A 12,906-nucleotide genomic window follows, 5' to 3' on the forward strand; every position below is an offset into this window, starting at 1 on the left:
CCGACCACCAGAACAAGCCCGACATCGGCTCGGCCATCTCCCGGCAATGGTACGACCGGGACGGCGTCGACATGATCATCGACGGCGTCACCTCCTCGCTGGGCCTGGCGATCAGCCAGATCAGCCGGGAGAAGAACAAGCTGCACATCAACACCGGCGCCGGTACCGCCGACCTGACGGGTTCGCAGTGCACCCCCAACACCGTGCACTGGACCTACGACACCGTGGCGCTCGCCAACGGCACCGGCGGCGCCATGGTCAAGCGCGGCGGCGACACCTGGTTCTTCATCACCGCCGACTACACCTTCGGGCAGGCGCTCCAGCGCGACACCACCGCCGTCATCACCAAGAACGGCGGCAAGGTGGTCGGCTCGGTCAAGACGCCGTTCCCGTCTGCCGACTTCTCCTCCTTCCTGCTCCAGGCCCAAGGCTCGGGTGCCAAGGTGATCGGGCTGGCCAACGCGGGCGGCGACACCATCAACTCGGTCAAGCAGGCGGCCGAGTTCGGCATCACCGAGGGCGGGCAGGCGCTGGCCGCCCTGCTGATCTTCTCCTCCGACATCCACTCGCTGACCACCAAGGTCGCCCAGGGTCTGGTGCTGACCGAGCCGTTCTACTGGGACCTCAACGACGGCACCCGCGCCTTCTCGGAGCGCTTCGCCAAGCTCTTCGGCGGCAAGAAGCCCACCGCCGCCCAGGCCGGGACCTATGCCGGCACGCTGCACTACCTCAAGGCGGTGGAGGCCCTGAAGTCGGCCGCAGACGGCGCCAAGGTGACGGCCAAGATGAAGGAGATCCCCACCGACGATCCCCTCTTCGGCAAGGGCACGATCCGCGCGGACGGGCGCAAGATCCACGACATGTACCTGTTCGAGGTCAAGAAGCCGGCCGAGTCCAAGGGCGAGTGGGATCTCTACAAACTGCTCGCCACCATCCCCGGCGCCGAGGCCTTCCGCCCGATGAGCGAAGGCGGCTGCCCCCTGGTCAAGGGCTGACGGCTTTCCCCTCCCCCGTGCGGGGAGGGGTCAGGGGTGGGGGTGGTCCAGGAGGCACCGACCCGCTCGATCCGGCACCACCCCCACCTCCAACTCCTCCCCGCAGTGGGGAGGAGAGACGCGGCGAGAGACCATGAACACGATCTTCGGCGTGCCGATGCAGGCCCTGTTCGGCCAGCTCCTCCTGGGGCTGATCAACGGCTCGTTCTACGCGATCCTCAGCCTGGGGCTCGCCATCATCTTCGGGCTCCTCAACATCATCAACTTCGCCCACGGGGCGCTGTACATGATGGGCGCCTTCGTCGCCTGGATGCTGCTGAACTACCTGGGGCTGGGCTACTGGTGGGCGCTCGGGCTGGCGCCGCTCCTGGTCGGCGTGTTCGGGGTGGTGCTGGAGAAGCTGCTGATCGCCCGGCTGTACAAGCTCGACCACCTCTACGGCCTGCTCCTGACCTTCGGCATCGCGCTCATCATCCAGGGCCTGTTCCGCAACTATTACGGCGTCTCCGGCCTGCCCTACGCGATCCCGGCCGAACTCGCGGGCGGCCAGCGCCTGCCCTTCATGTTCCTGCCCAACTACCGGGCCTGGGTGGTGGTGGCCTCGCTCGTCGTGTGCCTGGCCACCTGGCTGGTGATCGAGAAGACCAAGCTCGGCTCCTACCTGCGGGCGGCCACCGAGAACCCGACCCTGGTCCAGGCCTTCGGCGTCAACGTGCCCCTGTTCCTGACCCTTACCTACGGTTTCGGCGTGGCCCTGGCGGGCTTTGCCGGCGTGCTCGCCGCGCCGATCTACTCGGTCAACCCCAACATGGGCGCCGACATCATCATCGTGGTCTTCGCCGTCGTCGTGATCGGCGGCATGGGCTCGATCCTCGGCTCGGTGATCACGGGCTTCGCCCTCGGTCTGGTCGAGGGCCTGACCAAGGTGTTCTACCCGGAAGCCTCGGCCACCGTGATCTTCGTCATCATGGTGCTGGTGCTGCTGGTGAAGCCCGCCGGCCTGTTCGGGCGCGCCGCCTGATGCCCGCCCCGCCGCTCCCCACGAGGCTCGCCTGACATGGCCGACACCGCCGCCATCACGGATGCCACCCCGATCGCCGCCGCCCTGCCGGTGAGCCGGGACGACCGTGCGCTCCACCGCAAGGTCTTCCTCGGCATCGTCGTCGTCCTCGTGCTCGCGCCCTTCGTGCTCTACCCCGTCTTCCTGATGAAGGTGCTGTGCTTCGGGCTGTTCGCGCTGGCCTTCAACCTGCTGCTCGGCTACGGCGGCCTGCTCTCCTTCGGGCACGCCGCCTATTTCGGCATGGCGAGCTACGTCTCGGCCTATTCCGCCAAGGTCTGGGGCCTGAACCCGGAGGTGGCCATCCTCTGCGGCACCCTGACCGGGGCGCTGCTCGGGCTGCTCTTCGGCTCCCTGGCGATCCGGCGGCAGGGCATCTACTTCTCGATGATCACCCTGGCGCTCGCCCAGATGGCGTTCTTCTTCTCGCTCCAGGCCAAGTTCACCGGCGGCGAGGACGGCATCCAGGCGGTACCCCGCGGGCGCCTGTTCGGGCTGGTCGGCCTGGAGGACGACCGGGCCCTCTACGCGCTCGTCGCCGTGATCTTCGTGGCCGGCATGCTGCTGATCTACCGCATCATCCACTCGCCCTTCGGGCAGGTGCTCAAGGCGATCCGCGACAACGAGCCCCGCGCGATCTCGCTCGGCTACCGGGTCAACCAGTACAAGCTCGCCGTGTTCGTGCTCTCGGCGACGCTCGCGGGGCTCGCCGGCTCCACCAAGGCGCTGGTGTTCCAGCTGGCCTCGCTGACCGACGTGCACTGGTCGATGTCGGGGGAGGTGGTGCTGATGACCCTGGTCGGCGGCATGGGCACGGTGTTCGGCCCCATCGTCGGCGCCCTGGTGATCGTCACCATGGAGACGTATCTGGCCCAGTTCGGCGCCTGGGTGACGATCATCCAGGGCTGCGTCTTCGTGCTCTGCGTGCTGCTGTTCCGCGAGGGCATCGTCGGGCTGGTGGCGCGGATGCTGAAGAAGCCCCTGTGATCCCGGGCGCCGCCCGATCCGGCAGGCTATCCGACCGGATCGGGGCGAGCCGCGTCGGCTCTCCCGGACGTTGCGCCCCCCGGTAGGAGGGACGCATCGATACCAGCGCACCGCGGCGACCCGGCCTCGTGCAAACGCCGATCCCGACAGACGGTCGGAATCGGCGCGATCAGCGGCGGGCCGGGCTCGCCGCCTGCAGGCGTCAGATCTTCTTCACAGCGTCCGCGGCGCTCTGAGCCACGTTCTTCACCCCGTCCTTGGCGTCGCCCACGGTCTTCTGGGCCTCGCCCTTCAGTTCCTGGGCCTTGCCCTCGGCCACGAGCTTGTCGTTGCCGGTGGCGTTGCCGACGCCCTGCTTGACGTTGCCGACGGCCTCGTTGGCCAGACCCTTGATCTTGTCGGTGGTGCTGCTCATGGGACTCTCCTCGTGACGGGGTCGGCGCGAACCGGCGCCGCGGTGTCGGGTGCGAAAGCGTGACCACTTCCGCGTGGCAGACCGAAACGGGGCGGCACGGCAGATGTTCCCCGATGCCGGCAGGTCCGAGCCCGGCACCGCCGTTCAAATTTTCTTGGGGCCGCGTCCAAGACTTCGCGCGAGACGCGACGGGCGGTTCCCCCCTTGCGGGCAGGGGTCACTGGTCGGGGTGGTGCCGGACGCGGCTCGGCGGTCCCTCCCGCCCCCATCCCCAGTCCCTCTCCGCAGGGAGGAGGGGGGCACGAGGCATCGCCGGCTCAGGCGCCCGGCGGGACCGGCCGGGCGAGCAGGTGGGCGGAGGCGAGGCCGGTGGCGAGGATGATGGCCGCGCACGCCGCCAGGGCCGCGAACTGGCCCAGGCCCTGGATCGCCGCCCCCAGGATCGCGACGCCGAGTGCCTGGCCGCAGAAATAGGAGAAGGCGTGCAGCGCCACCGCCGAGGCGCGGGCACCGGGCGCCACCTCCGTCACCTGCACCTGGAAGGTGTTGTGAAGCATGTAGAAGCCGAGGCCGAGGGCCAGCAGGGCGGCGCAATCGACCTGCCAACGCCCGGCCAGGCCCACGACCAGCAGCGCGCCGGCGCAGATCGCGCCGCCTGCGACCAGCATCCGCGTCATGCCGAGGAAGCGCAGAAGCAGGCCGACGAGGAACGAGTAGATCAGGCCGCCGGCGGCGAACCCCGCCAGCACCAGCCCGGCCTCCCGCGGGCCGCCTTGCCCGCGCGCCTCCAGCAGCGGCGCGAGGTAGGGGAATACGCCGAAGATCGCGATGGCCTCGACGAAGACGGCCGTAAACAGCACCCGCGCGCGGGGGTTGGCCAGGATCGTCCGGTAGCGGGCCAGCGCCTGCCGGAATTCCGGGCGGCGGGGCGGGGCGCCGCCGATGCGCTCGAAGCCGAACAGGGCGGCGGCGCAGCCCAGGAGGCCGACCAGCGCGGTGATGGCGAAGACGCCGCGCCAGCCGACCTGCCCCTCGATCAGCCCGGCGAAGGTCGAGCCGGAGAGCTGGCCGAGGATCACCGCGACGAGGAAGCGGCTGATCGCCACCTGCCGCACCGCGAAGGGGACCCGGTCGCCCATCAGCGCCAGCGCCAGGGGGATGACGCCGCCGGCCGCCGCCCCCGCCAGGATGCGCAGGCCGAACAGGAGTCCGATGTCGGGGGCCAGGGTGCAGCCGACCAGCGCCAGGGCCAGCACCCCGAGGCAGACGGTGACGACCCGCTCCTTGCCGAGCGCGTCGCCCACGGGGCCGAGGATCGGCTGGATCAGGGCGTAGGGCAGGGCGAAGGCGGTGGAGAGCAGGGCCACGGTGTGGGCGTCGCTGCCGAGGTCGCGTGACAGCACGCCGACCAGGGGCTCGACGGACCGCCCGGCGAAGGTGCTGGCAAAGCCCGCCACCGACAGGACCGCGATCAGGCGCGGGATCGACGAGGGGGCGGGCTCGGAGGGGGCTGTCATGCGCGCGGAAGCCGATGCTTTTATGTCTCGTCCTCGGACGGCAGCCCACGATACAGGGCCTCGTAGTCCCGGCCACCGTAGAACACGTCGGTGATCCGCACCCGGTCCTCCGCGACGCGATAGGCGATCACGGCCGCGCTCTCGAACGGCCCCGTGCGCAACCCCGGCTCCAGGTCGTCGCGCGGCCGGCCGCCATGGGGGGCGTCACCGATGCGCTCGCATCGGCCGATCAGCCGGTCGAGGAAGCGGGCGGCGACGTTCGGATCGCGACTCGCCTCATAGACCCAGAGATAGATCTGCCGGAGGTCGTCGGCGGCCTCGGCGTTGAATGCGACCTCAAGGCGCCTCATGCCCGTGCGCCTTCACGGTCTCGTCGTGCAGCGCCTCGATCTGGGCCCTGACCCGTTCGGGGCTCAGGGCCGGCCGGGGATCGTCCAGGGACCGCCGGATGCGGGCGCGGATGACGGTCAGGGACTCGGCCTCCTCCCGGCGCCGGCGCTGCCAGAGGCGCACGGCATCGCGCAGGACCTCGCTGGTCGAGGCGTACTCGCCGGCCTCGACGCTCTCGCGCACCGCGCGAAGCTGGTCGGAGGTCATGGTGATGCTGATCTTCTCGGCCGTTCCCATGGTCGCCCGTCTCGGCCCTCGACGCGCATGGCGGTAGCATAAAATCCGACTCGGCGTATCCGATCTCGGGGGCGGCACGGGACGAACGGTCAGCGGCGTCCCATCACCAGGCGCAGCTTGTCGGCCAGGTCCTCGCGCAGGTACGGCTTGTTCAGGAGCGGGAGGTCGGGCGGCACGCCCTGCTCGCCGAGCGCCGCGTTGGTGTAGCCCGAGGTCAGCAGCACGCGCAGGCCCGGCCGCAGGCGGCGCGCCTCGACCGAGAGCTGGACCCCGTTCATGCCCCCCGGCATCACCACGTCCGAGAACAGGATGTCGATGCGGTCCGGGCCCTTGAGGCGATCGAGCGCGGCCGCGGCGTGGCTCGCGGTGAGCGTCGCGTAGCCGAGTTCGCTCAGGCTCTCGACGGCCATCTCCCGCACGGCGGGCTCGTCCTCGACCACGAGGATGACCTCGCCCGCGGCGGCGCGGCGCAAGGGGAGGCTGCCCTCGCTGCGCACCTCCGCCGGCCGCTCGGCCGAGCGGGGCAGGTAGAGGGTGATGGTGCTGCCCTGCCCCGGCACGCTCGCGATCCGGGCGGAGCCGCCGCCCTGCTTGGCGAAGCCGTAGACCTGGCTGAGGCCGAGGCCGGTGCCCTTGCCCACGTCCTTGGTGGTGAAGAACGGCTCGAAGGCGCGGGCGAGCGTCCCCGCCTCCATGCCCGAGCCGGTATCGGAGACCGAGACCACCACGTAGGCGCCGGGCTCGACGTCCGGCACGCTCCCGCTCTCGGCCTCCGTCAGCACGGCGTTGCCGGTCCGGACCGTGAGGCGGCCGCCCTCCGGCATCGCGTCGCGGGCGTTGACCGCGAGGTTGAGGACCGCGCTCTCGAACTGGCCCGGATCGAGCCGGACCGGGTCGAGCCCCGCATCGAGGTCGAACGCGACCGCGATGGTCTCGCCGACCGCGCGCTGGAGCAGGGGCCGGAAGTCCTGGAGCAGGCGGTTCGGGTTCACGGTCTCGGCCCGCAGGACCTGGCGCCGCGAGAAGGCCAGCAGCTTCTCCGTCACCTCCGCCCCGCGGCGCGCGGCCAGCATCGCGGAGGTGGCGAGGCGCTCCACCCGCTGCGCGTCGGCGGGCCGCCGCACGATCATGTCGAGGTTGCCGACGATGACGGTGAGCAGGTTGTTGAAATCGTGGGCGACGCCGCCGGTCAGCTGGCCGATGGCCTCCATCTTCTGGGCCTGCGTCAGGCGCTCCTGGGTGGTGCGCCGCTCGGTGGTGTCCGTCACGATCCCGGCGATGCTCGACGGGCTGCCCGAGGCGTCGCGGTCGGCCCGCCCGCGGATGGCGACCCAGCGGACCTCCCCGTCGCCGGCGCGGGCGATGCGGCATTCGACCTCGAAATGCCCGTCCGACAGCGCCCTGGCGAAGGCGGCCTCGACGGCGGGGCGGTCGTCGGGGAGCACGTGGGCCAGGAGTTCCGCCCGGCCCCAGCGGGGCTGGAGGGCGTCGTAGCCGAAGATCCGGTCGTGGCGCAGGGTGCGGCGCGTGGTGTCGGCGGTAAGGTCGAGTTCCCAATCGCCCATGTCGGCGGCGTCGAGGGCGAGCGCCAGGTGGTCGCGGGCGCGCTGGAGGTCGAGGCGCTGGCGCTCGCGCTCCTCGGCCGTGCGCTCGGCCCGGCCGTAGAGGAGGTCGACCTCGCGCAGGTAGACGCAGAGCAGGACGATGCCCGCGAGCAGGGCCTCCATCCGGCCGGCCAACCACCCCACCGTGCCGCGTGCCGCGCCGGGCAGGGTGACGGCGTTGTCCAGGATCAGCAGAAACAGGGAGACCGCGAGCCAGAGCTGGAGCACGCTGCGCAGGCGCGTGGTCCAGCACAGGGTGACGAGGGCGAGCATGGTCAGGGCGACCACGGCCGGGCCAATTCCGGAGGTCGTGAGCAGCCAGTAATCGTCGCCCGCGACGGATTTCGGCAAAAGGTCGACGTGGCGCGCGACCACCCAGGCGATGACGCCGACGACGGCGCAGGTCGCCAGGATCGCGGCCCGCTCCACGCCGGCGACCCGCCCCGGCGCCACGTGCCGGGCCCGGCCGTCCCCCTCCATGATCGCGTAGGGCAGGGCGAAGAGCGGCGGCCCGAGATGCCAGAAGGTCCAGAGCCACGTGGTGGTGTCGGGGCCGCTGCCGAGGATGCGTCCCGTCCCGAACAGGTTCGGGAAGGACAGCATCTGCACCGCGACGATCAGGGTGGTGTAGAGGCTGCCCATCCCCAGGACGAGGAGGGGAACGGACCGGGTCCGCCGGTACTGCGCCAGGAACAGGTACGAGGTGACGGCGTAGACCGTGACGAGCACCGCCTGGTAGCTCGGGACGAAGCCCGGCATCGACGGAACCGGCTGACCGACGACCGGGAGCAGCAGCAACGTGATCGCGGATAACAGGGCGCAGAGCCCGAGGGCGAAGAGCCGTTGCCGGCGGGTCGCGGGCGCGGTCGCCAGCGTCGGGAGCGTCGGCGCGGATGCGGTGTCGGGCATGGTAGCTCCGGACCCTGCGGGGCGGCCGCGATCACATGATTCGTCTTGCGTACCACCGCCCGTTGCGGGCGCCTATGATGCCGAGACGACAACCGGGAGCAATTCCATCCCCGCATCCCCTCCCCAAAGGGTTTTTGGGCTTCGGTCCGAAATCGGACGGTGGTTGCGAGGGGCGTCCGGGGCGGCCAAAAGGCCCGGCGCGGGCGCACGCGGCTTTCCGCACCGAGGACGACGATGGCACGGCTGAGCATCCGCATCGACCTCGGGCCGGACAACCGGATCGGCCCCGGCAAGGTGCAGCTTCTGGAGACGATCGCCCAACACGGCTCGATCTCGGCGGCCGGGCGCGTCCTCGGCATGTCCTATCGCCGGGCCTGGATGCTGGTGGAGGCGATGAACACCGGCTTCGGCCGGCCCGTGGTCGAGGCGCAGATCGGCGGCAAGGCGGGGGGCGGGGCGACCCTCTCGGCCTTCGGCGCCGATCTGGTGGCGCATTACCGGGCGATCGAGCGGGCCGCCGGGACGGCAGCCGCGCCCTTCCTCGCCCGCCTCGCGCCGGAGGAGGCGAAGCGGGACTGAGACCGGATGTCCGAAGGGTCGGCCCGCCTGCGGGCGAGCCCGCACCCGCGGATCAGGCCGCGGCGACCTCCCGGGCCGGTGGCCCTATCCGGTACCAGCCGACGTAGAGGGCCGGCAGGAACAGCAGGGTCAGGAAGGTGGCAGCAATGATGCCGCCGATCATGGCGTAGGCCATCGGCCCCCAGAACACCTCCCGCGCGATCGGGATCAGGCCGAGGCTGGCGGCGGCCGCCGTCAGCAGGATCGGCCGCATGCGGTGGCGGGTGGCCTCCAGCACGGCGTCCCACGGCCCCATCCCCTCGGCCTCGCATTCCTCGATCTGGCTCACCAGGATCACGGCGTTGCGGATGATGATGCCGATCAGGGCCAGGATGCCGAGGATCGCCACGAAGCCCATCGGCTTGTCGAACAGGAGCAGCGCCGGCACCACGCCGATCAGCCCGAGGGGGGCCACCGCGAAGACCAGGAACAGCTTCTGCACGCTCTGGAGCTGGACCATCAGCAGCAGCGCCATGGCGAGCAGCATCACCGGCACCACGGCCGCGATCGGGCCCTGGCCCTTGGCCGCCTCCTCGACCGCGCCGCCGGTGGCGAGCGTGTAGCCCTCGGGGAGGGCTGCCGCGAAGGCGTCGATGCCGGGCTTCAGGGCCGCCACGATGGTGGGCGGCTGCGTCGCGTCGGTGATGGCCGCCCGCACCGTCAGCGTCGCCACCCGGTCGCGGCGCCAGACGATCGGCTGCTCCAGGTCGTAGCCGATCTTGGCGAAGGCGAGCAGCGGCACCACGGCGCCGTTGGCCAGCGACACCTGGAGGCTCTGGAGGGTGTCGAGGGAGGTCCGCTCGGCGGCGCGCGCCCGGCCCACGACGTTCACGAGGTAGATCGAGTCCCGCACCTGCGTGATCGCCGAGCCGCCGACGACGCCGTTGAGGATGCCGGCGATGTCCTGGCTGGTGACGCCGAGCTGGCGCGCCTTGTCCTGGAGGATCTCGACGCGCAGCACCTTGCCGGGCTCGTTCCAGTCCAGGGTCGGCACGGCCACGTGCGGGTCCGTGGCGACGATGCCGGCCAGCTCCAGGGCCTTGGCGCGCACGACCTGGAGGTCGGGGCCGCTGAGGCGGTACTGGACCGGGCGACCGACCGGGGGGCCGAGCGAGAGGGGGTTCACGAACACGTCCGTGCCCACGAACTCCCGCTTGCCGAACGCCTCCAGCTTGGGGAACAGGCGGTCGCGGGCCTCCAGCGACTTCGTCACGATGACGACCTGGCCGAAGAAGGCGTTGGCGAGCTGCTGGTCCAGGGGCAGGTAGAAGCGCACGGCGCCCTGGCCGACGTAGGAGGACCAGCGCTCGATGTCGGGGTCGCCCTTCAGGCGGGCCTCGAAGCGGTCCATCTGCGCCCGCGTCTCGCCGATGGTGGCGTTCTGCGGCAGGGTCAGGTCGACCAGGATCTCGGTGCGGTCGGAGGCCGGGAAGAACTGCTGCTGCACCTTCGCCATGCCGGCGACCGCGATCCCCATCAGGACGACGCAGGCAGCCACCGTGACCCAGCGGAAGCGCATGGCCACCTCCAGCACCGTGAGGAAGGCGCGGGCCGCCCGGCCGGGGCCGTGGTCGTGCCTCTTCATGGTCTTGGGCAGGAGGGTGACGCCGACCAGCGGCGCGAACAGCACCGCCACCACCCAGGAGACCAGCAGCGCGGCGGCGATCACCACGAACAGGGAATAGGTGTACTCGCCCGCCGACGAGCCGTTGAAGCCGATGGGCAGGAAGCCCGCCACCGTCACCAGGGTGCCGGTGAGCATCGGGAAGGCGGTGGAGGTGTAGGCGAAGGTCGCCGCCTTCTTCAAGGAATCGCCGAGTTCGAGGCGCGCCACCATCATCTCGACGGTGATCATGGCGTCGTCCACGAGCAGCCCGAGGGCGATGATCAGGGCGCCGAGCGAGATGCGCTGGAGGGTGACGCCCATCACCTGCATCACCACGAAGACGATGGCGAGCACCAGCGGGATCGAGATCGAGACCACGAGCCCGGCCCGGAAGCCGAGGCTGAGGAAGCTGACGCCGAGCACGATCACCACCGCCTCGACCAGCGCCTGGGTGAAGCCGCCCACCGCCTCCTCGACGATCCTGGGCTGGTCCGAGACGAGGTGGATGCCGACCCCGATGGGGAGCTTGGCCTCGATCAGGCGCATCCGCGCCTTCAGGTCCTCGCCGAAATGCAGGAGGTTGGCGTTGGGCCGCATGGCCACGGCCAGCCCGATCGCCGGCTTGCCGTCCACGCGGAACTGGGCGGCCGGCGGGTCCTCGTAGCCGCGGCTGATCTCGGCCACGTCCGAGAGGCGGAAGAAGCGGTCGTTGACGCGCAGGTTGACCGTCTCCAGGGAGGTCTCGGAGGAGAACTGGCCGCTCACCCGCACCGAGACCCGCTCCGGCCCGGCCTGGACCACGCCCGAGGGCGAGATCGCGTTCTGGCTCTGGAGGGTCTTGATCAGCGACTGGATGTCGATGCCGTAGCCGGCGAGCTTGCGGGTGGAGAAGTCGAGGAAGATCGTCTCCTTCTGCGTGCCCAGCAGCAGGGTCTTGCCGATGTTGGGCACCTTCAGGATCTCGGTGCGCACGCCCTCGACGTAGTCGCGCAGCTGCCGGTGGGTCAGGCCGTCGGCGGTGAAGCCGTAGACGTTGCCGTAGACGTCGCCGAACTCGTCGTTGAAGAACGGCCCCTGCATCCCCTGCGGGAAGGTGTTCTGGATGTCGCCCAGGCGCTTCCGCACCTGGTAGAACGAGGGCTGGATCTCGCTGGCCTTGGTGGTGTCGCGCAGGTTGACGAAGACGGTGGCCTGCCCCGGCGTGGTGTAGCTCTTGACGTAGTCGAGGGTGGAGACCTGCTGGAGCTCCTTCTCGATCCGGTCCGTGACCTGCTCCAGGGTGTCGCCGATGGTGGCGCCGGGCCAGCTCGCCTGCACCACCATGGTCTTGATGGCGAAGGGCGGGTCCTCCTCGCGCCCGAGGCCGCGATAGGCCAGCGTCCCGGCGACCAGGCAGATCGCCATCAGGAACCAGACGAAGGACCGGTGGGACAGCGCCCATTCCGAGGCGTTGAAGTTTTTCACGAAGGCGATCCGGCGCGAAGGTCTAGAGGGGTTCGTCGGAGAGCCGGACGGTCTGGCCCTCGCTCAGGGAGTTGACGCCGGCCACGACCACGCGGTCGCCGGCCGCCAGGCCCTCGGCCAGGGCGACGTGCTCGGAGCGGCGCTCGGCCACGCGGACCGCGCGGCGGCTGACGCGGGTGCCGGCCGCGTCCACCACCCAGACCGCGTCGTGCCCGTCGGCCGAGAGCAGGGCGGTCTCCGGCAGGATGACCCGCGGCTCGACCTTGCGGGCCAGCGACACGGTGATGGTCGCCCCGAGCCGGAAGGCCGGGGGCGGGTCCTGGAGGGTCATGCGGATGCGGCGGGTGCGGGTGCTGGCGTCGGCGAACGGCGCGGTCTCGCGCACGGTGCCCGTCGCCGTCACCTCCGGGGCGCTCTGGAGGGCCACGGTGAAGCGGCCGTCCTTGGGCATCGCGCCGATCAGGTCCTCGGGGATGTCGACCACGGCCTCGCGCACCTCGGGCCGGGCCACGGTGACCACGGCCTGGCCGGCGGAGAGGTCCTGCCCGACCTCGGCACTGCGCTGCGTCACCACCCCGTCGAAATCCGCCTTCAGCTCGGTGTAGCCGATCTGGTCGCGGGCCTTCTGCAGGCTCGCCTGGGCCTGGGCGAGGCGGGCCTGCGCGGTGTCGCGGTTGGCGGTGGCGCCGTCCATCTGGGCCTGGGTGACGTTGCCGCCCTCCATCAGGCGGCGGGTGCGCGCATCGGTGGCGGCGGCGTTCTCGGACTGGGCGCGGGCGTCGGCCACGTCCGCTTCCGCCCGCGTCAGGGCGAAGCGCGGCACCACCGGATCGAGGGCGGCCAGGCGCTGGCCCTTCTTGACGATGTCGCCCACAGTCACGTCGCGGGCGACCACGCGCCCGCCGATCTGGAAGCCGAGCTGCGACTGGTAGCGCGGCTCGACCGTGCCGGCGAAGGGCCCGAAGCGCACCGTGTCGACGGGCTTGGCCACCGTGTAGAGCACCGGCCGGATCGGCGGCGCCTTGGCCTCCTCGGCCGGCTTGCAGGCCGACAGGGCGAGGACGATCGCGGGGAGGGCGAGACCTATCCCTCCCCCCTTTGCGG

General features: G+C 71.0%; 11 protein-coding genes. 4 read left to right on the forward strand and 7 right to left on the reverse strand.

The window, feature by feature from the left end; all coding sequences use genetic code 11:
• From COGEMETH_RS13110 to COGEMETH_RS13120, 3 genes are all read left to right on the forward strand, one after another.
• Positions 1 to 995: ABC transporter substrate-binding protein (locus tag COGEMETH_RS13110; protein ID WP_238183087.1), on the forward strand; the 995-nt coding region annotated here is incomplete at its 5' end.
• Positions 996 to 1,128: 133 nt separating this feature from the next.
• A complete protein-coding gene (locus COGEMETH_RS13115) occupies positions 1,129 to 2,016 on the forward strand; it encodes a branched-chain amino acid ABC transporter permease (protein WP_238183088.1) in 888 nt (295 codons plus the stop codon).
• A 36-nt stretch (positions 2,017 to 2,052) separates the two neighbouring features.
• The gene (locus COGEMETH_RS13120) at positions 2,053 to 3,042 is read left to right on the forward strand and encodes a branched-chain amino acid ABC transporter permease (protein WP_238183089.1); all 990 of its coding nucleotides are present in this window, start codon (positions 2,053 to 2,055) and stop codon (positions 3,040 to 3,042) included.
• Positions 3,043 to 3,244: 202 nt separating this feature from the next.
• On the opposite strand, the gene COGEMETH_RS13125 is transcribed toward COGEMETH_RS13120, so the two are convergent.
• From COGEMETH_RS13125 to COGEMETH_RS13145, 5 genes are all read right to left on the reverse strand, one after another.
• Entirely contained in the window at positions 3,245 to 3,457 is a 213-nt protein-coding gene (locus COGEMETH_RS13125) for a CsbD family protein (protein ID WP_238183090.1), read from the reverse strand.
• 317 nt (positions 3,458 to 3,774) lie between these two features.
• Positions 3,775 to 4,974: an MFS transporter gene (locus COGEMETH_RS13130; protein WP_238183091.1), complete on the reverse strand. Its 1,200-nt coding sequence runs from the start codon at positions 4,972 to 4,974 to the stop codon at positions 3,775 to 3,777.
• A 20-nt stretch (positions 4,975 to 4,994) separates the two neighbouring features.
• A complete protein-coding gene (locus COGEMETH_RS13135) occupies positions 4,995 to 5,324 on the reverse strand; it encodes a type II toxin-antitoxin system RelE/ParE family toxin (protein ID WP_238183092.1) in 330 nt (109 codons plus the stop codon).
• Positions 5,311 to 5,601 (reverse strand): ribbon-helix-helix domain-containing protein, encoded by a 291-nt coding sequence (locus COGEMETH_RS13140; RefSeq protein ID WP_238183093.1) that lies wholly within the window; start codon positions 5,599 to 5,601, stop codon positions 5,311 to 5,313. Before COGEMETH_RS13140 ends, COGEMETH_RS13135 begins: the two co-directional genes overlap by 14 nt.
• Positions 5,602 to 5,690: 89 nt before the next feature.
• Complete coding sequence (locus tag COGEMETH_RS13145) at positions 5,691 to 8,114, reverse strand: MASE4 domain-containing protein (protein WP_238183094.1); 2,424 nt, start codon at positions 8,112 to 8,114, stop codon at positions 5,691 to 5,693.
• A 234-nt stretch (positions 8,115 to 8,348) separates the two neighbouring features.
• Between COGEMETH_RS13145 and COGEMETH_RS13150 the strand changes: the two genes are divergently transcribed.
• The gene (locus tag COGEMETH_RS13150; protein WP_238183095.1) at positions 8,349 to 8,693 is read left to right on the forward strand and encodes a winged helix-turn-helix domain-containing protein; all 345 of its coding nucleotides are present in this window, start codon (positions 8,349 to 8,351) and stop codon (positions 8,691 to 8,693) included.
• Positions 8,694 to 8,745: 52 nt separating this feature from the next.
• On the opposite strand, the gene COGEMETH_RS13155 is transcribed toward COGEMETH_RS13150, so the two are convergent.
• Together COGEMETH_RS13155 and COGEMETH_RS13160 are read right to left on the reverse strand one after the other, a co-directional pair.
• On the reverse strand, positions 8,746 to 11,802 hold the full coding sequence (locus COGEMETH_RS13155) for an efflux RND transporter permease subunit (RefSeq protein WP_283214992.1): 3,057 nt from the start codon (positions 11,800 to 11,802) through the stop codon (positions 8,746 to 8,748).
• Positions 11,803 to 11,824: 22 nt separating this feature from the next.
• A complete protein-coding gene (locus tag COGEMETH_RS13160; RefSeq protein ID WP_373875360.1) occupies positions 11,825 to 12,889 on the reverse strand; it encodes an efflux RND transporter periplasmic adaptor subunit in 1,065 nt (354 codons plus the stop codon).
• Between the last annotated feature and the right edge of the window lie 17 nt (positions 12,890 to 12,906).

It is taken from the genome of Methylobacterium trifolii (assembly GCF_022179685.1).
Classification (GTDB): domain Bacteria; phylum Pseudomonadota; class Alphaproteobacteria; order Rhizobiales; family Beijerinckiaceae; genus Methylobacterium; species Methylobacterium trifolii.